Source organism: Burkholderia sp. WP42, assembly GCF_000745665.1.
In the GTDB taxonomy this organism is placed as follows: Bacteria; Pseudomonadota; Gammaproteobacteria; order Burkholderiales; family Burkholderiaceae; genus Burkholderia; species Burkholderia vietnamiensis.
Genome location: NZ_JQJT01000020.1, coordinates 53190 through 78827 on the forward strand (window position 1 = coordinate 53190; position 25638 = coordinate 78827).

Consider the following 25638-nt stretch of genomic DNA (forward strand, 5'->3'; position numbering starts at 1 on the left):
AGCCGCCCCGCGCCATCGCCCGCCGCTCGCGCTTACTGATAGAAGTTGAGCGTGACCATCGCCGAGCGGCCCGGCGCCCACGTCGCGTAGATCGGATACGCGCTCGCGTAATACTGCTTGTCGAACAGGTTCTGCACGTTCAGCTGCACATCCATCGTCTTGTTCACGCGCCACGTTGCCGCGGCGTCGAAGCGCGCGTAGCCGGGCGTCCACTTCTTCACGGTCGACGATACCGAGGCGTAGGTCTTGCTCATCACCGTCGCGCCGGCGCCGAGCGTCAGCTGCGGCAGCACGTCGTAGCTCGTCCACAGCGTGAAGTTGTGCTTCGGCACCATCACCATCGGCAGGCCCGACGCGCCGGGGCTGCCGGGGCCCGCATCGGTCGTGATCGCATTCAGGTACGAGTAGCCGCCGAACACGCGCCACTTGCGCGTCAGGTTGCCCGCGAAGCCGAGCTCGACGCCGCGCACGCGCTGACTGCCCGCGTTGACGGTATGGCCGAGCCCGTCGCTCACGCGCGCATTGGTCTTGTCGGTCTGAAACAGCGCCGACGTCAGCGACAGCTGATCCTGCAGCACGTCCCACTTCGCGCCGACCTCGATGTTGCGCGAGCGCTCGGGCGCGAGATCCTGGTTCGTCGCGGTGATCTGGTCCGAGCCGCCGCCGAGGCCCGCGTTCGAGCCCGGCGGGTTCGACGACGTGCCGTACGACGCGTACAGGCTCACGTTCGTCACCGGCTTGAACACGAGGCCGAACTGGTAGCTGAACAGGTTCGACGTATTCGACAGGTCGGCGACGCCGGCCTGCTTGCCGGTCGTGTCGTAGCGGTCGAAGCGCAGCCCGGTGTTGAACTGCCAGCGCTCGGACAGCCTGACCGTATCGAAGATGTACGCCGACACGGTGTCGGTGCGCGTGTTGGTCGTCGCGCCGGGGAAGCCCTTGTCGCCGTTCAGCACGATGCTGCCGGTCCACGGCATGTTCGGGTTCCAGCCGCCCGCGAGCGGCGTGCAGTTGCCGGCCACCGAGCACGGGCCGCCGGTGCGGATGTTGTGGCCGGCGGCATCGGACACCAGATAGCCCTCGTAGCGCGACTGCTCATGGCTGAACTCGACGCCGGCCGTCATCGTGTGCTTCATCCCGAACAGTTGCGCGCTGCCGGTCACTTCGGTCTGGTTCGCGATGCTGTTCAGCGCGTACTTGCCGCTCTTCGCCTGCAACGCGATCAGGTTCGGATTCGACGCGAGGATCTGCGGGTTCGTCGCGACGTAGTCGAGCGTCGAGCGCCCGAACATCGTCGTGTTCTTCAGCTTCCACGCGTCGTTGAGGCGGTGCTCGACGCGCACTTCGCCGGTGTCGGTCTGGCCGTAGCGGTAGTCGCGCGTGTTCAGCCCGAAGAACCGGCCGCGATCGGTCGGCACCGGCGTGCCGCCCGACGCGCGGAACGGCACGCTGAAGTCGGGCATGTCGTACGAGTTCATGTGGTAGTAGCTGACCGTGACGGTGGTCGGCGTGTTCAGCCCGAACACGACCGACGGCGCGACGCCCCAGCGCTTGTTGTACACGTCGTTGCGGCCGGGCTGGTTCGCGTCGTGGCCCATCACGTTCAGCCGCACGGCCGTCGTGTCGCCGATCTTGCGGTTCGCGTCGAGCGTCGCCCGCTTGTAGCCGTCGGTGCCGAAGCCGATGCTGCCGTTGACGAAGTTGTCGTTCTGCGGCGTCTTCGTGACGATGTCGATGCTGCCGCCCACCGAGCCGCGGCCCGCGTACACGGAGTCCGGGCCCTTGATCACGCTGATCTGCTCGACCGCGAACGTCTCGCGGTTCTGCACGCCCGAATCACGCATCCCGTCGACGAAGATCGAGTTGCGCGATTCGAAGCCGCGGATCACCGGACGGTCGGCCGACGGGTTCGCGGCCGCGTCGCCGCCGAGGAACGTGATGCCCGGCACCGAGCGCAGCGCGTCCGCGAACGAGGTGACGTTCTTCTCCTTGATCAGCTGCTCGGGAATCACCGTGACCGAGCGCGGCGTGTCGAGCAGCGGCGCGGTGAACTTGTACGACGGCGAACGCTTCACCTGCATGTCCGACAGCGCGGACGACTGCACCGCGATGGCCGGCAGCGTCGCCGACGGCGCGGGCGCTGCGGAACCGGAGGAATCGGTCGAAGCAGTGGACGGAGCCGAAGCGGCGGCGGTTTCCGCGCGCGCGAGTAGCGGCGTCAGGAACACGGAGCAGGCGAGTGCGGACACGACGGCACGAGGCCGCGTCTTGAACGGGACGGACATGGCGAGAGGCAGCGAAAGTAGCGTGAATCGGACGCGTCGTCGCGACACGGCCGGCCGCGGCCGTCGTGTCGGAAAACGTCAATACAAATGCGTATGATTCGCATTAGCGATTGCGATTGTACGGAGCGGTAGGAAATATGTAAACAATCGTATTGTTTCGCAACGAAATCGTCATACTCACGGCGCGGAGCGCGGCGACGGCTTTGCGCATCGCGCAAAGCCGCTTTCCATCGGTGGGCGCTGCGCTCGAACGGCGAGTCGATACACTGCCGTACCGGTTGCACGGGCCCCGGCGAATCAGGCCCCGACGAAGGAGACAGTAGAAGATGGACACCCAACGCGCAGCGGTCGTCACGTACCGCGGCAATGCGATCGAGAATACGCACGTCGCCGATATCGCGGTGGTGGATGCGCACGGCAAGTTGTTGTTCCGGTTCGGCGATCCGTTCCGGGTGACGCTCGCGCGTTCGGCGGCGAAGCCGGCGCAGGCGTTGTCCGTGATCGAGACGGGCGCGCCCGAGCGCTTCGGTTTCGACGACGCCGACATCGCGCTGATGTGCGCATCGCACAGCAGCGAGGAGCGGCACATCGCGCGCACGCGCGCGATGCTGGCGAAGGTCGATGCGCACGAGTCGGACCTGCGCTGCGGCGGCCATGCGCCGCTGTCGGATGAGGTGTACCGCTCGTGGATCAAGCGCGACTACACGCCCACCGGCGTGTGCAGCAACTGTTCGGGCAAGCACGTCGGCATGCTGGCCGGCGCGCGCGTGCTCGGCGCCGCGATCGCCGACTACCATCTGCCCGAGCACCCGATGCAGCTGCGCGTCAAGGAGGTGCTCGCCGACGCGTGCGGGCTGCGCGAAGACGAGGTCGACTGGGCGATCGACGGCTGCAATCTGCCGACCCCGGCATTCCCGCTCGACCGGCTCGCGCGTCTCTACGCGTCGCTCGCCGGCAGCGCGGATGCGGTCGAAGCCGGCAGCGTCGCGACCACCGATCGCGTGCGCGCGCTCGCGCGCATCCATCGGGCGATGACGGCGCATCCGGAGCTGGTCGCCGGAGATGGCCGCTACTGCACGGTGCTGATGAACGCGTTCGAAGGGCAGGTGGTCGGCAAGCTCGGCGCCGATGCATGCTACGGGATCGGCGTGCGCGCCTGCGCACGCACGCGCGAACTCGGTGCGCAGGGCGCGCTCGGCATCTCGGTCAAGATCGGCGACGGCAACATCGACGTGCTGTACATGGTCGTCAGCGAGTTGCTCGAGCGGCTGGGGATCGGCACCGACGCGCAGCGCGCGCAGCTCGCCGCGTTCCATCGGCCGCGCATGCTGAACACGCAGGGTGTCGAAGTCGGGCACGCGCGCTTCCCGTTCGAGCTGCAGCCGGCCTGACGCGAGCCGCCGCGCCGGGCGCGGGAAGCGCTCGGCCGCTGCACGCGCCGTGGAGCCCGGTATCCGAACGGACCATGGCGATGTCGCTGCCGCTGACCCTGACGCGCGCATGCCCGGCGCGACGCCGGCCATGCGATTGCACGGCCGCCGCCGCGCCGGTTACGCGAGCGCGTCGCGAATCTTCATCAGCTCGACCTCCGACAGCTCGCCGATGTGCGCGAGATGTTCGGCCAGAAAGTCCTTCAGCACGCGCAGCTTCGCCGAGCTGCGCCGGTTCGCCAGATACGCGATGTAGATGTAGTCGCCGGTCAGCTTGTTGTGCAGCCGGTAGCGCGGCAGCACGGCCTCGAGCCGGCCGCTCGCGAGCAGGTCGCGCACCAGCCAGATCTCGAACTCGGCGATGCCGAGCCCCGCGCAGGTCGCGTCGAGCAGCAGCTCCGAGTGATCGGTGACGAGGTTGCCGGCCGGAAGCACGCTGTGCCGCTCGTCGCCGCGCACCAGTTCCCAGCGCGGATCGCCGTCCGGATGCACGTAGCGCAGGCAATTGTGCTGCTGCAGATCCTGCGGCGTCGCCGGCCGCCCGCAACGGTCGAGATAGCCGGGCGTCGCGCACAGCACGCTGTCGTTGCGCGACAGCCGGTGGACGACGAGGTTGTCCAGATAGTTCTCGCCCTCGTGGATGTCGAGATCGAAGCCGCCGGCGACCAGATCGTTGTGGTTGTCGGTGAGCCGCACGTCGAGCTGGATCGTCGGGTAGCGCGCGAGAAACGGCGCGATCAGCGGCGCGAGATGGCGGCGGCCGAACGCGACCGGCGCGGTGAGCTTCAGCGGCCCGCTCGGCTGCGCGTTCAGCTCGGCGACGACGCGCAGCGTGTCGTCGAGATCGGCGATCAGCGTGACCGCGCGCTCCAGGTAGATGTGGCCGGCCTCGGTCAGCGTCACGCTGTGCGTCGAACGATGCAGCAGCGCGACGCCGAGCGCGTCCTCGATCGCGGTGATCTTGCGCGCGACCGTCGACGTCGACACGCGCATCTCCTTTGCCACCGCGGAAAAGCTCCCCATTTCGACGACCCGCACGAACGCGCGCATCGCGCCGAGGTGATCGATGCCGGTGTCTCTCGCCATGGTGTTCATCCGTCTCCTGCTGTTGCGTTCCACGCAAAACCGCTTTCGATAATACAGAAACGAGCATCACTCTGCAAAGGCATAGAATGCGATCCCGCGCGTCGGACAGCGGTGCACGCCGCCGTTTTCGGCAGCGCAACGAGACAACAGGAGGGACACCATGACGGAACGCGGCTTTCGCGTCGAAGCGGATCTATTAGGGCAGCGAAACGTGCCCGACTCGGCGTACTACGGCGTCCATACGCTGCGCGCGCAGGAGAACTTCGACATCTCCGGGCGCACGATCGCGTCGCTGCCGTACCTCGTCGTCGCGCTGGCGGCGGTCAAGGAAGCGGCCGCCGACGCGAACTGCGAGCTCGGGCTGCTGCCGCGTGCGTATCGCGACGCGATCGCCGCCGCCTGCGCCGAAATCCGCGACGGCCGCCTGCACGACCAGTTCGTGGTCGACGTCATCCAGGGCGGGGCGGGCACGTCGACCAACATGAACGCGAACGAGGTGATCTGCAACCGCGCGCTCGAAATCATGGGGCATGCACGCGGCCAGTACGAACATCTGCATCCGAACGAGCACGTCAACCTCGCACAGAGCACCAACGACGTCTACCCGACCGCGATCCGCATCGCGACCTGCTTCGCGGTCGAGCAACTGCTCGAGGCGATGGCGCACCTGCGCGACGCGTTCGCGCAGAAGGCCGACGCATTCGCCGATCTGCTCAAGCTCGGCCGCACGCAGTTGCAGGACGCGGTGCCGATGACGCTCGGCCAGGAGTTCTCGACCTATGCGGTGATGGTGAGCGAAGACATCGCGCGCCTGCAGGAGGCCGGCTGGCTGATGCGCGAGATCAACCTCGGCGCGACCGCGATCGGCACCGGCATCACCGCGCATCCCGACTATGCGGCGAAGGCGCTGGCCGCACTGCGGCGCATCACCGGCCTCGACCTGAGCACCGCGCCGAACCTGATCGAGGCGACGCAGGATTGCGGCGCGTTCGTGCAGATGTCGGGCGTGCTGAAGCGGATCGCCGTCAAGCTGTCGAAGATCTGCAACGACCTGCGGCTGCTGTCGAGCGGCCCGCGCGCCGGCTTCGGCGAGATCAATCTGCCGCCGGTGCAGGCCGGCTCGTCGATCATGCCGGGCAAGGTGAACCCGGTGATTCCGGAGGTCGTGAACCAGGTCGCGTTCGAGGTGTTCGGCAACGACCTGACCGTGACGTTCGCCGCCGAGGCCGGCCAGCTGCAGCTCAACGCGTTCGAGCCGGTGATCGCCAGCGCGCTGTTCCGCAGCTTCGGCCATCTGAGCGCGGCCTGCACGACGCTCGCCGATCGCTGCGTGAGCGGCATCACCGCGAACCCCGAGCGGCTGCGCGACACGATGGAGCGCTCGGTCGCGCTCGCCACCGCGCTGAACCCGTACATCGGCTACAAGCGCGCCACTGCCGTCGCCAAGGAGGCGCACGAGAGCGGCAAGTCGATTCGCGAGGTCGTGCTGGAACACCGGCTGATGACCGATGCGCAACTCGACGACGCGCTGCAACCCGAAGCGCTGATCCGCCCGCGCGCTTACTGATTTCGGCCACGCGGCGCCGGCGCCTGCCGCCGGCCGCCCGCGCGCCGTTCCCGCGGCGCCGCGTCGGCGGCGCGACACATCAAGAAACGGAGACACACCATGAAGCACGTCAGCGAGCGCGCGCCGGCCAAGACCGGCGGCGCGCAACCCCGCGATGCCGAGCGCGACGCGATGTTCGCGTCGCACGAGGCCGGCTATGAACAGAAGCTCAAGCCGCGCCACGTGCAGATGATCGCGATGGGCGGTGCGATCGGCACCGGCCTCTTTCTCGGCGCGGGCGGGCGCCTGCAGAGCGCGGGGCCCGCGCTTGCGCTCGTCTACCTGGTGTGCGGCGCGTTCGCGTTCCTGATCATGCGCGCGCTCGGCGAGCTTGTGATGCACCGGCCGACCAGCGGCTCGTTCGTGTCGTACGCGCGCGAGTTCATGGGCGAGCGCGCGTCGTTCGTCGCGGGCTGGATGTACTACCTGAACTGGGCGACCACCGGCATCGTCGACATCACCGCCGTCGCGATCTACATGAAGTACTGGGCGGTGTTCACCGACGTGCCGCAATGGGTGTTCGCGCTCGGCGCGCTGGGCATCGTGTCGGTGATGAACATGATCGGCGTGAAGGTGTTCGGCGAAATGGAATTCTGGTTCTCGATCGTCAAGGTCGGGACGCTCGCGCTGTTCCTCGCGGTCGGCGCGGTGTTTCTCGCGAGCGGCCATCCGGTCGCCGGGCAGATGCCGGGCCTGCATCTGGTCGCCGATCACGGCGGGATCTTTCCGCACGGCATCCTGCCGGCCGTGCTGATCGTGCAGGGCGTCGTGTTCGCGTATGCGAGCATCGAGCTCGTCGGCGTCGCCGCGGGCGAGACCGCCGACGCGCGCAAGGTGCTGCCGAAGGCGATCAACAGCGTGATGTGGCGCATCGCGCTGTTCTACGTCGGCTCCGTCGTGCTGCTGACGATGCTGCTGCCGTGGACCGCGTACAGCGCCCACGAAAGCCCGTTCGTGACGTTCTTCAGCAAGCTCGGCGTGCCGTACGTCGGCACGGTGATGAACGTGGTCGTGCTCACCGCCGCGCTGTCGAGCCTGAACTCGGGCCTGTATTCGACCGGGCGCGTGCTGCGCTCGCTCGCGATGGGCGGCTCGGCGCCGCGTTTCGTGTCGCGGATGAATGCGCGCGGCGTGCCGTACGGCGGCATCCTCGTCACGGTCGCGGTCAACGCGCTCGGCGTGCCGCTGAACTACATCGTGCCGGCGCAGGCGTTCGAGATCGTGCTGAACATGGCGTCGCTCGGCATCATCACGACCTGGGGCTTCATCGTGATGTGCCAGATCCTGTTCCGCCGCGCGGTCGATCGCGGCGAGCTGAGCCCGGTGTCGTTCCGGATGCCCGGCGCGCCGTTCACGTCGTGGCTCACGCTCGGATTCCTGGTCAGCGTGCTGGTGCTGATGGCGTTCGACTATCCCGGCGGCACGTGGACCGTCGCGATGATTCCGGTCGTCGTACTCGCGCTGGTGGTCGGCTGGAAGCTCGCGAAGCGCGGCGCGGCGCGCGATGCCGCTGCTGCGGCCGCGGCCCAGGCTGCCTCGCCGATCGCCGCCGATCCCGCGGGCAGCGTCTGACGATGCCGGCCGCGCGCGCCGGCGCCCGGCCGGCCCACCGCGCTCAGTTCAAGCCGAACCGCGCACCGATCCATTGGCTGAAATCGGCCGCCATCTGCGCGGTGAGTTCGTGGCCGGCGTCGTAGCGCCACGTGTCGTGCGCGACGCCGAGCGCCGTCAGCTTCGCGTCGGCCGTGTCGGCCCATGCGAGCGGCAGCTTGTCGTCGAAGCGGCCGTGCATCACCAGCGCGTGCAGCGGCTTCAACGCGTCGCGCGGTGCGATCAGCGGATCGATTTCCGGCAGGATGCGCCCGCACAGCACCGCGAACGCGGCGACGTCGGACGGCGACGTGAGCGCGACGCTCGCGCTCATGATGCCGCCCTGGCTGAAGCCGGCGATCGCGACCGGCAACGCGGCGGCTTGCTGCGCGGCGTCGCGCGCGCGTAGCGCGCGCAGCAGCGCGATCAGCTTCAGGCGGCTCGCATCGGCGCGGGCCGCGTCGATTTCCGGGCCGTTCGGGCCGAAGCGCACCGGAAACCATGCATGCTGGCCTGGCCCGAACGCCAGCGGCGCGCGCAGGAACGCGATTTCGATGCGCGGGTCGATCGTATCGGCCAGGTTCAGCAGATTGGTTTCGTTGCCGCCGACGCCGTGCAGCAGCAACAGGCGGCCCGCCGGGCGGCCGACGGCCGCGCGCAGCCGGTAGTGGAGGCCCGATTCGGGGTCGGTGGTCAGCTGGGCAACGTCGGTCATCGCGTGGGTCCGGTAGCGAAACGATCCGACAGTCTATGCCGCGCAGCCGGCAGCGTGAACCGCCGGATGGTGATTGATCCTTTCCCGACAGGAATGAATGCCGTCCGGCATCGCGGCCGGCGCTGCGTCGCGCGTATTGCGAATCAGCCACCGGAAAACTGCCGCCAAATGTCCGGCCGGCAGCCAGCCGACCTCGACGATTTGCAGGCGTTCTGCCGGAATCGACACCATTTGAATTGCCGAATTACGAATGGAAAGCGAATATCCGAATTCGCCCGTCGCCGCGCTGAAAGGAGATGGCGAACCCTTGCCGGATAACGATTAACGGCCGATTCCGTCGGAACTTTAGGAATTCGGCTGCGCAATTAATCATTGCAATTTCATCAACGATCCATTGATTTCCGGTCATCGGACCGTCATACACCATCCCCGATAATTCGCCGCTCATATTCTTTCAATAGACCAGAGGGCGATTGAAGCCGGATCGCTGCGGGGAGCTGTACTCATGACCATTCGTCATCGCATTACGCTGCTAGTCGTCCTGACGTTCATCGCGCTGTCCTCGATCGGCGCGTACGCCGTGTACCAGACGCGCAAGAGCGCCGCCGAGGTCCGTCAGGTTACCCAGGGAATCGTGCCGAGCGCGCTCGCGTCGGCGGATCTCGTCGCCGACGTGAAGAACATCCAGATCGCGACGATGACGCTGGTGTACGCACCGGACCCGCAAACCGCCTCGCAGGCGCGCGACGAGCTGAAGGCGAAGCAGGCGGCGCTGCGCGCCGCGCTCGACGCACAGGCGAAGTCGGCGGTCGGCCAGGCGCAGCAAGGGCTCGTCGCGCAGGCGCGCGACAGCGCCGCGAACTACTTCGCCGCGATCGACGACACCGTCAAGATGAAGGCCGACGGCAAGGCGGAGATGGCGCAGGCTTACCTGTTCGCGAACGTCGCGCAGTATCGCGACGAACTCGAAGGGATCGTCGACACGCTGCGCATCGAGAAGAACCGCCAGAAGGACGACGCGATCAGCGCGCTGAACGGCATGCTGGCGACCACGGCGACCGCGATCGCGGGCGTCGCGGGCACGGTCGTCGTGCTGCTGACGGCGCTCGGCTTCGTGCTGTACCGCCAGATCACGCGCCCGCTGAGCCGGATGCAGACGATGATGAGCGAGATCGCGACGAGCCAGGACTTCACGCGGCGCGTGCCGGTCGGCCGGATGGACGAGATCGGTCACTCGATCGTCGCGTTCAACGGGATGATCGAGAAGATCCAGCAGAACGCCGCGCAGCTGAAGCAGAAGACGGCCGACATCCAGGCGATGCTGCAGAACATGCAGCAGGGGATCCTGACCGTCGTCGAAGGCGCGCGCGTGCACGGCGAGTATTCGGCGTATCTGGAAACCATCTTCGAGACCGACGACATCGCGGGCCGCGACCTGATGGCGCTCGTGTTCGACGATTCGAGCATCGGCGCCGACGCGCGCTCGCAGGTCGAAGCGGCCGTGCACGCGTGTCTCGGCGAGGACAGCATGAACTTCGCGTTCAACGAGCACCTGCTCGTCAACGAAGTCGCGAAGCGGATGCCGGACGGCCGCGAGAAATGGCTCGACCTGAGCTGGTCGGCGATCACCGACGACACCGACACGGTCGTGCGGCTGATGCTGTGCGTGCGCGACGTGACCGAGATTCGCGAGCTGACCGCGCAAGCGGGCGAACAACAGCGCCGGCTCGAGATGATCGGCGAGATCCTGTCGATCAGCCAGGACAAGTTCCACGACTTCGTGCACAGCGCGAAGGGCTTCCTCAGCGAAAACGAGCGGATGATCCGCCAGCACGAGCGCGCCGATCATTCGATCGTCGCCGCGCTGTTCCGCAACATGCACACGATCAAGGGCAATGCGCGCACGTACAGCCTGCAGCACCTGACCAACATCGTGCACGAGGCGGAGCAGGCGTACGAATCGCTGCGCCGCGCGGACGGCGGCCCCGAATGGAACCGCGATGCGTTGATGGAAGACCTGGCCCGCGTGCGCGACGCGGTCGACCATTACGCGACGATCAACGCGGTGACGCTCGGCCGCGACGGCGAGCCGGTGCCGCGTGACGGCGCCGACTACCTGATGGTTGAGCGCGCGCATATCAGCGAGAGCCTGCGCATGCTCGACGGCGCCGATCCCGCGAACGCGAGCGACTGGCTCGCCGCGCGCGATTCGGTGCGCCGCCTGCTGAGCCAGTTCGGCACGCAGCGGATCGGCGATGCGCTGGGCGGCGTGATCGAATCGCTGCCGTCGCTCGCGGCCGAGCTCGGCAAGCCCGCGCCGGTCGTGCATATCGACAGCAACGGGCAGCGCGTGCGCAGCGAGATCGGCGCGACGCTGAAGAACGTGTTCATGCATCTGCTGCGCAACGCGCTCGACCACGGCATCGAAACGTCCGACGAGCGGCGCGCGGCCGGCAAGCCGGTGGCCGGCACCATCGACATCGCGGTTGCCGCCGACGGCGACGCGCTGCGCTTCGTGCTGCGCGACGACGGCCGCGGTCTTGCGCTCGCCCGCATCCGCGCGATCGCGCGCGAGCGCGGCTGGATCGACGCCGGCAACGACGCGGCGATGACCGATGAAGCCGTGGCCGAGCTGATCTTCCGGCCGGGCTTCTCGACCGCGCGCGCGGTGACCGAAGTGTCGGGGCGCGGCGTCGGGATGGACGCGGTGCGCAATTTCCTGAAACGCGACGGCGGCGACATCGCGCTGCGCTTCACCGACGATCGCGCCGGCGCGTCGTATCGCGCGTTCGAGACGATCGTGTCGCTGCCGGCGCGTTTCGCGGCCGAGGGCGACGGCCGGGACGTCGAGGCGCACGCGCGCGCCGGCATCGCGAACGTCGACGCAGCGGAGTGAACGTGCAGGCGTGGATGATTCCGGTCGGCGCCGCTCTGAGCGGCGGCGTGGCGGCCGCGTTGATCGCCTTCATCGTCGCGCGGGTGTTGCGCGCGCGTTCCGCCGCCGCGATCGCGAGCGAAACGCACGCATTGCGCGACGCGCTGAACGCCGCCGACGCGCGTGCCGACGCGGCCGTCGCCGCGCATGCGCAGGCGGCGCAGGCCTGGACGCAGCGGGAAGCGGAGCTCGAACAGGCGCTGGCGCGCGAGACGGCCGGCGCCGACGAGCGGCGCGACGCGCTGCAGGCGCTCGCGGCCGAGCGCGCGGCGCTGTCGCAGCACGCGACGAAGCTCGCCGACGAAGCCGCGCGGCTGCGCGGGCTGGCCGGCACGTTCGAGCGCTGGCACGAGCAGATGATCTCGCTCACCACGCAGAACCAGGACATGCGCGCGAAGAACCAGGAGCTGTCGGCGATCGTCGCGCACGTGTCGATCGTGTCGTTGAACGCGTCGATCGAAGCGGCGCGCGCCGGCGCGGCCGGGCGCGGCTTCTCGATCGTCGCGAGCGAGGTGCGCGGGCTGGCGGCGCGCTCGCAGCAATTGTCGAACAGCTATCGCGACAGCCTGAACCGCAACGACCTCGTGACGGCCGCGACGTTCCAGGACATCCAGGCCGGCGGCAAGATGATCACCGCCGCGCTGGCAACCGTCGAGACGCTCGCGACGCAGCTGCACGCGCGGCTCGAAGGAGCGGCGGCGTGATCAGTGCGCAGGCGCGTGCCGGCCTCGAGCGGATCTTCTTCGATGCGGCGCGCACGCGGCTCGCGGGCGGCGGCCCATGCGAGATCCGGCCGGTCGCGCACGATGCCGGGCGCGCACCGGACGATCCGTCGCGCACCCAGCGGCGCGCCAAGCCCGATGCGCGCGAGCAGGTCGTCGTGCTGACGATCTCGGCCTTGCATTTCCGTCTGCTGCTCGCGCTGCGCTTTCGCGACGATGCGCCGACGCAACGTCATTTCGCCGCGACGACGCCCGGAGCGAGCACGCAGCGGCCGCTGGCCGAAGCGTTCATGGAAGTCGCGAACCTGTGCTGCGGCGCGATCAACCAGGCGCTCACCGCGCCATTTCCCGATCTCGGGATGTCGACGCCTTATCTGCTGAGCGGCGAGAGCGTCGATTACCTGGCCGCGCTGCATCCCGCTCACACGGCTGCGTACGACGTGACGCTCGACGGCGACGTGCGGATCGGCGCGACGCTCTGCGTGTGCGCGAACGCGCCGGTGGATTTCCACGTGCCGGAAGCGGCTGCGGTGGACACGGGCGGCGAGCTCGAACTGTTTTGACCGAATCCGAGGATTATCCGAGATGACCGTGGACCAACCCGTCAGCAAGGTGCTCGTGCTGGACGACAGCCGCGCGCATGCCGCGACGATCAAGCGCTTTTGCGACGAGCACAACCTCGTGGGCCTGACCGTGCGCCGCAACCGCCTGTTGCAGGTGCTGCGCTCGAACATCGATCTCGGCGCGATCCTGCTCGCCGAAGACTACGGCGGCTCGCCGGCCGAGAGCGCGATCGTCGCGACGCAGATCGACGCGCTGCGCCCCGAGTTGCCGATCATCCTGCGCCGCGCGGCGAATGCGTCGCGCGACGGGCTGCCCGATGCGCTCGCGCGCGTCGCGTGCGCGGCCTACGTCGCCGACGACCTGACGCCGCTCAAGCGCGCCGTCGACGAATACCTGTTCGGCCGCGATTACCCGAACGCGCTCGTGCGCGGCATCGCGGAGATCACCGAGGCGCGCCTCGACGGCCTGTTTCCGGGGATGGCGATCGAATGCGACACGCCGTGCATCGTGCGCGACCAGATCATCTTCGGCGAAGTGTTCAGCCTGATCGCGCTCGAAAGCGCGTGGTGCCGCGGCTACATGCTGCTGCAGACGAGCGAGCAGCCGCTGCTCGACATGATCGGCGGCACGCGCGACGACGGCCGCGCACCCGATTTTCGCGACGTCAACAGCGTGCTCGGCGAATTGACGAATCTCGTGTGGGGCGCGTTCAAGGACCGCTATCTCGGCGACGCCGACGCGCTCGCGCGCCATCCGGTGCAGGTGCCGCTCGTCGTCAATCACAAGCAGAAGTTCATCTCGTTCGGCGGCGACTGCCCGCAGCTCTGCTTCAAGTATCGCGTGACCGATCGCGCGTCGGGCCGCGCGGTGCAGCTCGATCAGCGCTTCGTGTTCAGCTTGAGCTGGTCGCCGGAGGATTTCCGCGAAGCGGTGCACGACGTCGGGCCGATGGTCGAGTCGGGCGAGCTCGAACTGTTTTGAACATTGAAGTCGGCAACGACGCAAAAGGGGAAGAAAGCATGGCAAAGATTCTGGTGGTCGACGATTCGGGCACGGTGCGCGACGAAGTCGCGGGCTTCCTGCGCAATCACGGGCTCGACGTCGCGACGGCGGTGGACGGCAAGGACGGGCTCGCGAAGCTCAAGGCGACGCCCGGCGTGCGCCTCGTGATCAGCGACGTCAACATGCCGAACATGGACGGCCTGACGATGGTCGAGAAAATCCGCGGCGAACTGGCGAACACGTCGGTCAACGTCGTGATGCTGACGACCGAAAGCAGCCCGGCGATGAAGGAGCGCGGCAAGGCGGCCGGCGTGAAGGGCTGGATCGTCAAGCCGTTCAAGGGCGACGCGGTGCTCGACGCGCTGAAGAAACTCGCGGGCTGACCGCGCGGCGTGGGCTTCCCCGTTGGACTATATTGATGCGTGATCGCATCGACATCATTTCAACCGGGGACGTCATGGATACGAATTGCGCTTCGGCAGCACCCATCCTGTTGCACGACGTGCGTGACGGCGTCGTCACGCTGCGGCTGAACCGTCCGCAGCAGTTCAACGCGTTGTCCGAGGAACTGCTCGCGCGCCTGCAGGCGGCATTCGATTCGATCGCCGCCGACCCGCAGGCGCGCTGCGTGGTGCTGGCCGCCGAGGGCCGCGCGTTCTGCGCGGGCCACGACCTGCGGCAGATGCGCGGTAAGCCCGAACTCGATTACTACCGTGCGCTGTTCGCGCAATGCAGCCGAGTGATGCTCGCGATGCGCGCGTTGCCGGTGCCGGTGATCGCGCGCGTGCAGGGGATCGCGACGGCGGCCGGCTGCCAGCTGGTTGCCGCATGCGATCTCGCGATCGCGGCCGATACCGCGCGTTTCGCGGTGTCGGGGATCAACGTCGGGCTGTTCTGTTCGACGCCGGCCGTCGCGCTGAGCCGCAACGTGAGCGCCAAGCGCGCGTTCGACATGCTGGTCACCGGCCGCTTCGTCGACGCGGCGACGGCCGCCGCGTGGGGGCTCGTCAACGAGGCCGTGCCGGAGGATGCGCTCGACGCGGCCGTCGCGCGCAAGGTCGCGGAGATCGTCGCGAAGAGCCCGGCGGCGGTACGCTACGGCAAGCAGATGTTCTACCGGCAGCGCGAGCTGCCGCTCGACGATGCATACGCGTATGCGGGCGACGTGATGGCCCGCAACATGATGGAAGAAGATGCGGGCGAGGGAATCGACGCGTTCCTGGAGAAGCGCGAGCCGATCTGGCGTTCGTAGCGGGCAGGGGAGCGGCGCGGTGCGGGGCCAGCGTTGCCTTCGCCGATGCGCGGCGCCTCTACGCGGCGGCTGCGCGCACGCGCCGCGTGCAATGCGGCCCGCAACCGTATGCGGCGCGCTGACGGCACCTGCAACGCGCCGCCGCCGCGCTCGTCAACGTCCGTAGCTGCCGGTGCGCAGCGCCGGCTCCGCTGCCGACGCGCCGGGCGGCACGACCACCACCGGCACCCGGCGTGCGAGTGCGCACATCAGCTCGTAGCCGATCGTGCCGCTCGCTTCCGCGACGTCGTCCACCTTCACCTGATCGCCCCACAGCTCGACGCTCGAGCCGATGCCGGCGTTCGGGCACGGCGTCAGATCGACGGTCAGCATGTCCATCGATACGCGGCCGATCACGCGCGTCATCACGCCGTCGACGGCGATCGGCGTGCCGGTCGGGGCGTGGCGCGGATAGCCGTCCGCATAGCCGCATGCGACGACGCCGATCCGCATCGGCTGCTCGGCCGTGAAGCGGCGGCCGTAGCCGACCGTTTCCTGCGGCGCGAGCGTCTGTACGCCGATGATCTTGCTGGTGAGCGTCATCGCCGCCATCAGCGGCGTATCGGCGATGTGCCGCGACGCGCCGGTCGGCGATGCGCCGTACAGGATCGTGCCGGGCCGCACCCAGTCGCGGTGCGCCTGCGGATGCCACAGCACGGCGGCCGAATTCGACGTCGAACGCTCGCCCGGGATCCCGGCCGTGGCTGCATCGAACTGGTCGAGCTGCCAGGCGACTTCGCCTTCGTCGGCGTTCGCGAAGTGCATCATCAGCGTGATGTTGCCGATCGACGGTGCGGCCGCCGCGCGTTCCCACGCGGCGCGGAACAGGTGCGGACGGTAGCCGAGCCGGTTCATCCCCGAGTTCATCTTCAGCTGGATGTCGATCGGTCGTTGCGGCTGCGCGGCGATCAGCAGATCGAGCTGCTCGTCGCAGTGCACGGCCACCGTGAGCCGGTGGCGGTCGGCGAGTTCGACGTCGACCGGCTCGAAGATCCCTTCGAGCAGCAGCACCGGCTTGTCCCAGCCGAGCTCGCGCACGCGCACGGCTTCGTCGAGATCGAGCAGCGCGATGCCGTCGGCGGCCGCGAGGCCCGGATAGATCCGCTCGATCCCGTGACCATATGCATTGGCCTTGATCACGGCCCACACGCGTGAGTGCGCGGCGGTGCGGCGGATGAAGTCGAGGTTGTGGCGGACGGCGTCGGGACGGATATGGGCGACGATGGGACGGGGCATGGTCGGTTCGGATCGAAGGTCGTTCGGCGCGCGCACGACGGTGCAGCGCGGGTCGGCATGGTGGCGTGGCGACGTGCCAAGCCAGTTTCGATCGCTATCTTATTTATGTTGGACCAGTTTTAATTAACGTATTTAGCGTCGATTTGGTGGAATATTCGATCTCGCAAGCGGGTCGTCGCGAGTTCGCGCAGCCGGCCTTGCCGAGTCCGCCGTCTAGAAAACCGGTGCGCGAACGGCATGTCGCGATGCTAAGCTCTGCGAAACCGTGTCATTGATCGATGTAATCATAAAGGAGGAGACTTTGATGACGACGTCCCAGCTGTGCCTGTTCATCGTGGCGCTGTTGCCGTTCCCCATGACGTTTCTCGCGAAGGCCCGCAAGGGCTACGACAACCATGCGCCGCGCGCGTATCTCGCGCGGCTCGAAGGCTGGCGCGCGCGGGCGCAGGCCGCGCACCAGAACGCGTGGGAAGCGCTCGCGCTGTTTACGGCCGGGCTCGTCGTCGCGTGGCACAACGGCGCGAATGCGCATCACGTCGACCAGCTCGCGATCGCGTTCGTCGCGATCCGCATCGTGTATGCGCTGATGTACGTGCTGGACTGGGCGGCGCTGCGCTCGCTCGTGTGGTTCGCCGGGATGGCCTGCGTCGTCGCGCTGTTCTTCGCCGCGCCGTGACGACGATGAGGTAACGAGCCGGCGATGCCCGCGCCGCGCGCGTGAGCGTCATGGGATGCGTTGTGGATGCGGGCGCTACGGCCTTCGCGCGCTTGAGCGGCGGCGCGCCGGCTTCGCTGGGCACGAACGCGGTCGACGGCGACCGGCGCGCGCCGGCCCAGCGTGAGAGGGGATGCTTCGCACCAAGCGTCCGGCCCCGCTGCCCGCGGCAGCGTCCCTCGCTCGCTCCTTCCGCGGGATGCGCAGTCGTCCACTCCATTCCCGGATCGCCACGGCAACACACGAGTTCGCCGCAACGGCGCTCGCCCACATCGCCTCGTCGGCACTTTCGCACTTCCACGCTCCGCAACGGCGCGCCATTGCCACCGACCGACCGGTCGCTCCCGCCCCGCACCCCTGACGCCCCTTTCCTCAGATCAAACCCGCTTGCCCCGGCTCGGGTTTGTCTCGATACATTTTTCCGTTGCGCGTTTTTTTGTTGTCGTAGTATCCACACTGACAACACATGTTGCTCTAATGTATAATTCAACATCGCATGTTGCGGTGCGGCTTGATGTCGTCGTTCCCCGGCCAGCCGGCCGGTTACCTCGCTCAACCATGCGAAGAAAAGTCATGAGTCGCCGTTCCTTCCTGAAAGCCGTGCGGTCGCTGCCGCGCTCGGCGCCAGCATCGCCCGCGCGGACACCAAGACGCTCGTCGTCGGTACCGATACGTCGTTCATGCCGTTCGAGTTCAAGCAGGGCGACAAGTACGTCGGCTTCGATCTCGACCTGTGGGCCGAGATCGCGAAGGACCCGGGCTGGAAGTACACGATCCAGCCGATGGATTTCGCGGGCCTGACTCCGGCGCTGCAGACGCAGAACATCGACGTCGCGCTGTCGGGGATGACCATCAAGGAGGAGCGCAAGAAGGCGATCGACTTCTCCGCGCCGTACTACGACAGCGGGCTCGCGGCGATGGTGCAGACCGGCAATACGTCGATCAAGTCGATCGACGACCTGAACGGCAAGGTGATCGCCGCGAAAAGGGGCACTGCGACGATCGACTGGATCGAGGCACACCTGAAGCCGAAGGAAATCCGCCAGTTCCCGAACATCGACCAGGCGTACCTCGCGCTCGAGGCAGGCCGCGTCGACGCGGCGATGCGCGACACGCCGAACGTGCTGTTCTTCGTGAACAACGAAGGCAAGGGCAAGGTGAAGGTCGCGGGCCAGCCCGTCAGCGGCGACCAGTACGGGATCGGCTTCCCGAAGGTCAACGCGTCGCTCGTGAAGATCAAGGCCGACGGCCGCTACGCGCTGATCTACAAGAGGTGGTTCGGCGCCGAGCCGCCGAAGATGTGGGCGTGACGCCACACGATGGCGCGGCCGGGCGGCCGCGCCGGTCTTGAATCGAACGGGGAGCGACACGTGAATTTCGATTGGTCGGCGATCTGGGCAGCGCTGCCGGACCTGATGGACGGGGTCCGGTTGACGGTGTTCATCGCACTGGTGGGGCTGGTGGGCGGTTTCGTCGTCGGGATGATCGCGGGCATGTTCCGCGCATACGGACCGAAGGCGATGAACATGCTCGCCCAGATTGATATTGAACTGATCCGCGGCACGCCGATCGTCGTACAGGTGATGTTCCTGTACTTCGCGTTGCCGCTGCTCGCGCATATCCGCATCGACGGCCTGATGGCCGCGATCACGGTGAATTCGGGCGCGTATCTCGCGGAAGTGGTGCGAGGCGCGCTGCTGTCGATCCCGAAGGGGTTGACCGAAGCGGGGCTCGCGGTGGCCGTCATCTATCTGATACTGACCGGCGTGATGACGCTGACGCTTCGGCTCGTCGAAAAGCGGATGAAAATCTTATGAGCATGATCGAATTCCAGAACGTGTCGAAGAGCTTCGGCCACGTGCCGGTGCTGAAGAACATCGACCTGAAGATCGACGCGGGCGAGGTGGTCGTCGTGGTCGGCCCGTCGGGCTCCGGCAAGTCGACGGTGCTGCGCTGTATCAACGCGCTCGAGAAGATCACCGGCGGCGAGCTGCTGCTCGACGGCCAGAGCGTGCGCGGCAACGCGACGACGATCCGCGACATCCGGCTCGAAGGTGGCATGGTGTTCCAGCAGTTCAACCTGTTTCCGCAAATGACCGCGCTCGAGAACGTGATGTTCGGGCCGATCCAGGTGCGCGGCGCATCGCGCGCGAATCACTATCCGTCGGAGCTGTCGGGCGGCCAGCAGCAGCGCGTCGCGATCGCGCGGGCGCTGGCGATCCGGCCGCGGCAGCGGCTGATGCTGTTCGACGAGCCGACGTCCGTGCTCGATCCGGAATTGCGCCATGAAGTGCTGAAGGCGATGCAGGATCTCGCGACCGAAGGGATGACGATGATCGTCGTCACGCACGAGATCGTCCGGCGACCGTCGGCGGCGCGTCGATGCGCTGCTGCCGGGCATCGACGTGCCTGACGAAGCCGCGCTGCTGCGTGTGCTCGGCGACCGCGCGCCGGAAGGGCTGCCGATCTATCGCGACGATCCGGCCGACCCGGACGACGAAAACACGCTGGCGACCGCGGTGTTCGAGATCCGCGACACCGCGATCGACTTCACGATCCATCAACACGGCACGCAGTGCTTCGCGACGCGCATCGTGCCGTCCGGGCACGCGCCCCGCGCGTCCTGATCCATGAGGCAACGCATGACGACCGTTTTTCATCGCGCTCCGCGCGCCACCTTGCCCGTCGCCGTCGCAGGCGACGGCATCGAGATCATCGATTCGACCGGCAAACGCTATATCGACGCGTGCGGCGGCGCGGCCGTGTCGTGTCTCGGCCACAGCAACCAGCGCGTGATCGACGCGATCAAGCGAAAGGTGCAGCAGCTGCCGTACGCGCATACGTCGTTCTTCACGACCGACGTGGCCGAGGAGCTGGCCGACCGGCTCGTCGAGGCCGCACCGGCAGGGCTCGAGCACGTGTATTTCGTGTCGGGCGGCTCCGAGGCGATCGAGGCCGCGCTGAAGCTCGCGCGCCAGTATTTCGTCGAGAAGGGCGAGCCGCAGCGCCGCCACTTCATCGCGCGCCGCCAGAGCTATCACGGCAACACGCTCGGCGCGCTCGCGATCGGCGGCAACGCATGGCGGCGCGAGCCGTTCCTGCCGCTGTTGATCGAGGCGCATCACGTGAGCCCGTGCTATGCGTATCGCGACCAGGCGGCGGGCGAGACCGACGAAGCGTATGCGCAGCGCCTCGCCGACGAGCTCGAGCAGAAGATCGTCGCACTCGGCGCGGAGAACGTCGCGGCGTTCGTTGCCGAAACGGTGGTCGGCGCGACCGCCGGCGCGGTGCCGCCGGTACGCACTTACCTGAAGAAGATTCGCGCGGTCTGCGACAAGTACGGCGTGCTGCTGATCCTCGACGAAATCATGTCGGGGATGGGCCGCACCGGCTACCTGTTCGCGTGCGACGAAGACGATGTCGCGCCCGACCTGCTGACGATCGCGAAAGGGCTCGGCGCCGGCTACCAGCCGATCGGCGCGACGCTGGTGAGCGATCGCATCTATCGGACGATCGTCGACGGCTCCGGCTTCTTCCAGCACGGTCACACGTATCTCGGCCATGCCACCGCGTGCGCGGCCGCGCTCGAAGTGCAGCGCGTGATTGCCGACGAGAAGCTGCTCGACAACGTGAAGGCGCGCGGCGAGCAGCTGCGCGCGTCGCTGCGCGAGCACTACGCTGCGCATCCGCACGTCGGCGACGTGCGCGGGCGCGGGCTGTTCGTCGGCGTCGAGCTGGTGCGCGATCGAGACAGCAAGGCACCGTTCGATCCCAAGCTGAAGCTGCATGCGGCGGTCAAGCGCGAGGCGATGCAGCGCGGGCTGATGGTGTATCCGATGGGCGGTACGATCGATGGCGTGCACGGCGATCACATTCTCGTCGCGCCGCCGTTCATCTGCACCGCGCAGCAGATCGACACGATCGTCGAACGGCTGTCCGGCGCGATCGGTGCGGCGCTGGCATCGGCCGGCGCGTGAATCCCGAACCCCTGGAGAGGTTGCGATGACAGACAGATTGCCTCCGTTCGATCCGGCATCGGCGAGCGACGAGCAGAAGGCCGTGCTGGCCGAAATCCTCGGCGGCCCGCGCGGCAACCTGAACGGCCCGTTCGTCGGCTGGATCGCGAGCCCCGAGCTGGCGCAGCATGCGCAGCGGCTCGGCGCGTTCTGCCGCTATCGCACCGGCTTGCCGCTGCGGCTGTCGGAGCTGGCGATCCTTGTGACCGCCGCGCGCTGGCGCTCGCAAGCCGAGTGGCACATCCATCATCCGATCGCGCTCGAAGCCGGCGTGCCGGCCGCAACGGCCGACGCGATCCGGCGCGGCGTGAAGCCGGCGTTCGAATCGGACGACGATGCGCTGATCCATGCGTTCGCGACCGAGCTCTACGACACGCAGCGCGTGAGCGACGCGACGTTCGCGCGCGCACGCGCGCGCTTCGGCCACGAGACGGTCGTCAATCTGGTCGCGCTGCTCGGCTATTACGCCCTGGTCGCGATGACGCTCAACACGTTCGGTATGCGCGCAGACGGACAAACTGATTTGCCGTTTTCGGAATAATCGCCGCGTGCGCCGGTGCGGCCGGCATCGCGTGCATGCGTTGCGATGGCGCCGAAAAGCCCGTCGGCACGGGCTTTTCGGCGATGTGAGAGCGGGCGGCCGGCATCGTGGTCGCGCGTGGATTGCGCGCGTCGTTTCGCGTGCGCTTCAGTGCATGAATTTTTCCCCTTCCCTAAAATTTCTGCAAAGAACTTACGGGGGAAATATCGATGCGCTGGGTCCTGTTGATCGTGTTCATTGCGTGTGTGGTCCACACGCATCGGCGCGGCAAGGTTCGGCATCGGTTGTTCAGGCAACTATCCGATCACTCGACCTTCACCGCGCCGCTGAACTGCTTTTCGTATGCGTTCTCGTCGGTGCCGACCACGCCGTTCATCGAGATCGGCCACTTTCCTGAACTCGCGGTGCTGCAGCGCGAATGGCACACCTTCCGCGACGAAGCGCTCGCGCTGCGCGATTCGAGCCGGATCAAGGCGTCGGCCGAGTACAACGACATCGGCTTCAATTCGTTCTTTCGCAACGGCTGGAAACGCTTCTACCTGAAGTGGTACGACGCGCCGCATCCGTCCGCGCAGGCGTTGTGTCCGCGCACGGTCGAGATCCTGTCGCGGATTCCGTCGATCAAGGCCGCGATGTTCGCGCAGTTGCCGCCGGGCGGGAAGCTCGGCCTGCATCGCGATCCGTATGCGGGGTCGCTGCGCTACCACCTCGGGCTCGACACGCCGAACGACGCGGCGTGCCGGATCGTCGTCGACGGCGAGTCGTATGCATGGCGCGACGGCGAGGCCGTGATGTTCGACGAAACTTATCTGCATTGGGCCGAGAACCGCACCGAGCACGATCGCGTGATCCTGTTCTGCGACATCGACCGGCCGATGAAATACCGCTGGGCGCAGCGCGTCAACGACGCGTTCGGGCAGCTGCTGATGCGCGCGGCGGCGTCGCCGAACGAAACCGGCGACCGCACGGGCGGCCTCAATCACGCGTTCAAGTATCTGTATGCGATTCGGCGCGTGGGCAAGCGGTTGAAGGCGTGGAACCGGACCGTGTACTACATCGTGAAGTGGGCGCTGTTCGGCGGGATCGCGGTCGCGATATTCTGGGTCTGATCGCATGACGGGCGGCAGCGGGGCGGTTCGGGCGGGCTGACGATCGCGAGGCTGCGCTGCATGGTGGGCCGGCTGCGCGTCAATGCAACCAAATGTATTCGCACGGGATCGCGCGTCGACGCGCGGGTATCATGGCTTGTTCACGTCGACACGATCGGTGAGCAAGCATGACGAGTACCCGAAAGACATTGTGGATCGCCGGTGGGCTGCTGGTCGCGGCCGCGGGCGCCGGCTACGTAATGCTGCTGCGTGCGGACCACCGCGCGATCGCAGAGGCCGGCATTGCCGAGTCGGTCGCACCTGCTGCAGCCGCGCCCGCGGGCAACGATCACGCCGTGCGGGGCACGATCGCGCCTCCCGTGCCGGCTGCCGTAACAGCACCGAAACAGGCGGCCGCCGCGCTGCCTCCCCCCGCACTCACACCCGCGCCGGCCACAACTGCGCCCCTCGCTGCCGCGCCTGCGCTGGCCCCCGCTGCCGCGGTTCCGGTCGTCAGCGATAAGCCGCAACTGGTGACGAAGCCGGCTGCGGCGCCGCCGAAGGTCAACGTCGTGACGGTGGATGCGCAGGATGCAACCCCATCGGCACCGGCCCCGGCCGCGAAACCCGCTCAGTTGGCTCCGCCTGCACAGGTCACGCAACGCGCACCGCGCAAGCGCGCCGGCCTCGAACGCCGCGCCGCCGCCGCGCCGCCGGCCGCGACGAAATCCGAAACGCCGGAGACGGCCGCGCTCGTCAGGGAGTCGGCAAAGCTCGATCCGTCGTTGCCGGCTCCTTCGATGTCGTCGATCTCCTCGATGCCGGCGAGCACCGGCTCGTACCGGCAGGGAGGTGCCTCGTCCGGCGCGAATCCGGTGGCGGCCGCACTGACCGAGCAACTGGTCAGGCAGTCCAGCAGTTTCAGTTCGACGCCCATTCCAACGAGAAAAGCCGGCGAATAGTGAATTTGTGGAATGCGATCGTCAGCTAGCGATTAGCTTCACATGTCCTTCGAATGCACGGGCCGAACGATGCACCGCGCTGGATCTGGCGAAGTCTGCTAGCTGGCTGACAAAGCATCCTTGGGCGAGTAAGGTACACGTACGATCTCGAAACTGTATATGGATGGTAAAGGCAGTACCGGTTCAGATCGATGCTATTCCCTGAGAAGCGGGTGTTCGTGGTGACGATGCTGCATCGACTGGTACACCAAAAAAATTAAGATAGTAGCCCGTCACGTTATCCAAATAATATTCGCTGTCGCGCCGCGCACAGAGAATGTGTATGCTATTCTTGGTGCACATGTGCCCCACCTACTTGCTGCACCATGAATGATGTATCAGATAACAACGCCGAGTTGCGAACACTGATCGAGCGAACAGGGTTGACGCAAGTCGAAGCCTTGAGGATTGTCAACTATGGCCAAGCATTTCCGATAGCGTTGTCGACTTGGAAAGCATATTTGGCATCGCCAAAAAGTACAAGGCGCCGTCAGTGTCCCGAGAGAGTGATTGAACACGCGAGAAGAACACTTGGCCAGATGGAGTCTAGGCTTCCCGGTGTGGAAAGTGATCATTTTCCGATAGAAAATGCTTAGATGAAGGCATAAGAGGTAAGAAATGCAAATCGAATCGATTGAGATAAAGAATTTCAGGCTATTTAAAGATACAAAAATTTCTCGCATCCCTCGTCTGTGTGTGCTTGTGGGAGCAAATGGAACAGGGAAATCTACATTATTTGATGTTTTTTCCTTCCTTAAAGATGCACTTGCGATGAACGTCGCAAAAGCAGTGACGAAGCGTGGCGGTTATCGTGAATTGGCGAGTCGGGGAGGCGAAAAGGAACCGATCGAACTAACATTGCAATTTCGATTGGAGATCACTGGCCACGAACGACTGGTTACTTATGTCTTGAAGATTGAGCCCGACAAAACAGGGCGTGCTGTCGTGGCACGTGAGATTTTGCGTTATAAGCGAGGAAGCTACGGGGCTCCATTTAGATTTCTTGACTTTTCGTATGGTCGAGGTTATGCGATTACAAACGAAGAGGACTTCTCTAAAGCGGATGAGGCGCTAAATCGAGAGGAGCAAGAGCTTGATGCACCCGATATTCTGGCAATCAAAGGATTGGGACAGTTTGAGAGATTTAAGGCCGCTAGTGCGTTTAGATTAATGATTGAGAATTGGCATATTTCCGATTTTCATGTCTCTGATGCACGTCCGAGTCAAGAGGAAGGGTATGCCGAACATCTCTCAACGCGAGGAGACAATCTGCCGCTCGTTGCAAATTATCTTTTCGAGCATCATCGAGAGTGCTTTGATAAGGTCTTGGCTGCGATGAAACATAGAGTGCCCGGAGTCGCCGTGGTTGAAGCAAAGCCCACGGAGGATGGGCGGCTTGTGCTTCGCTTTCAGGACGGAAGCTTCAAGGATCCATTCATCGCACGTTATGTGTCGGACGGAACAATCAAAATGTTTGCATATTTGATTCTTCTGAACGATCCTAAACCCTATCCATTGCTGGCGGTGGAGGAACCGGAAAATCAATTGTATCCGGAGTTGTTGCCGGAACTGGCTGAGGAGTTCCGAGACTATGCTCAGCGCGGTGGGCAGGTCTTCATATCAACGCATTCCCCTGATTTTTTGAATGCTCTGTCACTTGATGAAATATATTGTTTGCGCAAAGTTGATGGTTTTACATCAATTTCTAGAGCAGATGATTCTGAGAATTTGCGTTCTCTGTTTGAAGCGGGCGATCTTCCCGGGTATCTCTGGAAGCAAGGTCTTTTTGAGGGCGTAAACCGGTGAAAGGATGTA

At 66.1% G+C, this 25638-nt stretch carries 21 protein-coding genes and 3 pseudogenes; 19 read left to right on the forward strand and 5 right to left on the reverse strand.

Features of this window, described 5'->3' with window-relative positions; translation table 11 throughout:
• Positions 1-32: 32 nt before the first annotated feature.
• The gene (locus EX20_RS13105) at positions 33-2285 is read right to left on the reverse strand and encodes a TonB-dependent receptor (RefSeq protein ID WP_034193808.1); all 2253 of its coding nucleotides are present in this window, start codon (positions 2283-2285) and stop codon (positions 33-35) included.
• 326 nt (positions 2286-2611) lie between these two features.
• Here EX20_RS13105 and EX20_RS13110 point away from each other — a divergent pair, with 326 nt between their 5' ends.
• The gene (locus EX20_RS13110; RefSeq protein ID WP_034193809.1) at positions 2612-3676 is read left to right on the forward strand and encodes an asparaginase; all 1065 of its coding nucleotides are present in this window, start codon (positions 2612-2614) and stop codon (positions 3674-3676) included.
• Positions 3677-3835: 159 nt separating this feature from the next.
• Here EX20_RS13110 and EX20_RS13115 read toward each other — a convergent pair whose 3' ends face one another.
• Positions 3836-4810: a LysR family transcriptional regulator gene (locus EX20_RS13115; RefSeq protein WP_011881924.1), complete on the reverse strand. Its 975-nt coding sequence runs from the start codon at positions 4808-4810 to the stop codon at positions 3836-3838.
• A gap of 151 nt (positions 4811-4961) precedes the next feature.
• Between EX20_RS13115 and aspA the strand changes: the two genes are divergently transcribed.
• Together aspA and EX20_RS13125 are read left to right on the forward strand one after the other, a co-directional pair.
• The gene (gene aspA, locus EX20_RS13120; protein ID WP_011881925.1) at positions 4962-6368 is read left to right on the forward strand and encodes an aspartate ammonia-lyase; all 1407 of its coding nucleotides are present in this window, start codon (positions 4962-4964) and stop codon (positions 6366-6368) included.
• Between the two features lie 99 nt (positions 6369-6467).
• Complete coding sequence (locus EX20_RS13125) at positions 6468-7979, forward strand: amino acid permease (RefSeq protein ID WP_034193810.1); 1512 nt, start codon at positions 6468-6470, stop codon at positions 7977-7979.
• Positions 7980-8022: 43 nt separating this feature from the next.
• Here EX20_RS13125 and EX20_RS13130 read toward each other — a convergent pair whose 3' ends face one another.
• Complete coding sequence (locus EX20_RS13130) at positions 8023-8712, reverse strand: alpha/beta hydrolase (protein ID WP_011881927.1); 690 nt, start codon at positions 8710-8712, stop codon at positions 8023-8025.
• Between the two features lie 33 nt (positions 8713-8745).
• Complete coding sequence (locus EX20_RS13135; protein ID WP_034193811.1) at positions 8746-8943, reverse strand: hypothetical protein; 198 nt, start codon at positions 8941-8943, stop codon at positions 8746-8748.
• Between the two features lie 274 nt (positions 8944-9217).
• On the opposite strand from EX20_RS13135, the gene EX20_RS13145 reads away from it, so the two are divergent.
• The 6 genes from EX20_RS13145 to EX20_RS13170 all read left to right on the forward strand — a co-directional run bounded on the left by EX20_RS13145 (position 9218) and on the right by EX20_RS13170 (position 15187).
• A complete protein-coding gene (locus tag EX20_RS13145) occupies positions 9218-11608 on the forward strand; it encodes an MCP four helix bundle domain-containing protein (protein ID WP_034193813.1) in 2391 nt (796 codons plus the stop codon).
• 2 nt (positions 11609-11610) lie between these two features.
• Positions 11611-12351: a methyl-accepting chemotaxis protein gene (locus tag EX20_RS13150; protein ID WP_081350623.1), complete on the forward strand. Its 741-nt coding sequence runs from the start codon at positions 11611-11613 to the stop codon at positions 12349-12351.
• Positions 12348-12932 (forward strand): hypothetical protein, encoded by a 585-nt coding sequence (locus EX20_RS13155; RefSeq protein WP_034193814.1) that lies wholly within the window; start codon positions 12348-12350, stop codon positions 12930-12932. Before EX20_RS13150 ends, EX20_RS13155 begins: the two co-directional genes overlap by 4 nt.
• Positions 12933-12954: 22 nt before the next feature.
• Positions 12955-13914, forward strand: a complete 960-nt coding sequence (locus EX20_RS13160; RefSeq protein ID WP_034193815.1) for a chemotaxis protein CheX — start codon at positions 12955-12957, stop codon at positions 13912-13914.
• 38 nt (positions 13915-13952) lie between these two features.
• A complete protein-coding gene (locus EX20_RS13165; protein WP_006765703.1) occupies positions 13953-14318 on the forward strand; it encodes a response regulator in 366 nt (121 codons plus the stop codon).
• A 74-nt stretch (positions 14319-14392) separates the two neighbouring features.
• Complete coding sequence (locus tag EX20_RS13170) at positions 14393-15187, forward strand: enoyl-CoA hydratase (RefSeq protein ID WP_131929021.1); 795 nt, start codon at positions 14393-14395, stop codon at positions 15185-15187.
• A 153-nt stretch (positions 15188-15340) separates the two neighbouring features.
• Here the strand turns inward: EX20_RS13170 and alr are convergent, their stop codons facing one another.
• On the reverse strand, positions 15341-16462 hold the full coding sequence (gene alr, locus EX20_RS13175; protein WP_034193817.1) for an alanine racemase: 1122 nt from the start codon (positions 16460-16462) through the stop codon (positions 15341-15343).
• A 304-nt stretch (positions 16463-16766) separates the two neighbouring features.
• Between alr and EX20_RS13180 the strand changes: the two genes are divergently transcribed.
• The 10 genes and pseudogenes from EX20_RS13180 (at position 16767) to EX20_RS30660 (ending at position 25629) form a co-directional block, all read left to right on the forward strand.
• Positions 16767-17138, forward strand: a complete 372-nt coding sequence (locus EX20_RS13180) for an MAPEG family protein (protein WP_011881935.1) — start codon at positions 16767-16769, stop codon at positions 17136-17138.
• Positions 17139-17750: 612 nt separating this feature from the next.
• Positions 17751-18487 (forward strand): annotated as a pseudogene (gene glnH, locus EX20_RS13185) (glutamine ABC transporter substrate-binding protein GlnH).
• Between the two features lie 9 nt (positions 18488-18496).
• On the forward strand, positions 18497-18994 hold the full coding sequence (locus EX20_RS13190; protein ID WP_175464241.1) for an ABC transporter permease subunit: 498 nt from the start codon (positions 18497-18499) through the stop codon (positions 18992-18994).
• Positions 18991-19533, forward strand: a pseudogene (locus EX20_RS13195) (ATP-binding cassette domain-containing protein); the annotation flags it as partial. The gene EX20_RS13190 and the pseudogene EX20_RS13195, both read left to right, overlap by 4 nt.
• Positions 19526-19804 (forward strand): annotated as a pseudogene (locus EX20_RS13200) (peptidase C45); the annotation flags it as partial. The pseudogenes EX20_RS13195 and EX20_RS13200, both read left to right, overlap by 8 nt.
• 15 nt (positions 19805-19819) lie before the next feature.
• Positions 19820-21154, forward strand: coding sequence for an aspartate aminotransferase family protein (locus EX20_RS13205; RefSeq protein WP_034193821.1), 1335 nt, complete (start codon positions 19820-19822; stop codon positions 21152-21154).
• A gap of 25 nt (positions 21155-21179) precedes the next feature.
• Positions 21180-21734 carry a carboxymuconolactone decarboxylase family protein gene (locus tag EX20_RS13210; RefSeq protein ID WP_011881940.1) on the forward strand — a complete coding sequence of 185 codons (555 nt, stop codon included), beginning with the start codon at positions 21180-21182 and terminating at the stop codon, positions 21732-21734.
• A 209-nt stretch (positions 21735-21943) separates the two neighbouring features.
• On the forward strand, positions 21944-22843 hold the full coding sequence (gene lpxO / locus EX20_RS13215; RefSeq protein WP_034193822.1) for a lipid A hydroxylase LpxO: 900 nt from the start codon (positions 21944-21946) through the stop codon (positions 22841-22843).
• A gap of 167 nt (positions 22844-23010) precedes the next feature.
• On the forward strand, positions 23011-23784 hold the full coding sequence (locus tag EX20_RS30650; protein ID WP_072465335.1) for an extensin: 774 nt from the start codon (positions 23011-23013) through the stop codon (positions 23782-23784).
• Between the two features lie 657 nt (positions 23785-24441).
• Positions 24442-25629 carry an AAA family ATPase gene (locus EX20_RS30660; RefSeq protein ID WP_072465337.1) on the forward strand — a complete coding sequence of 396 codons (1188 nt, stop codon included), beginning with the start codon at positions 24442-24444 and terminating at the stop codon, positions 25627-25629.
• The last annotated feature ends 9 nt before the right edge of the window (positions 25630-25638 follow it).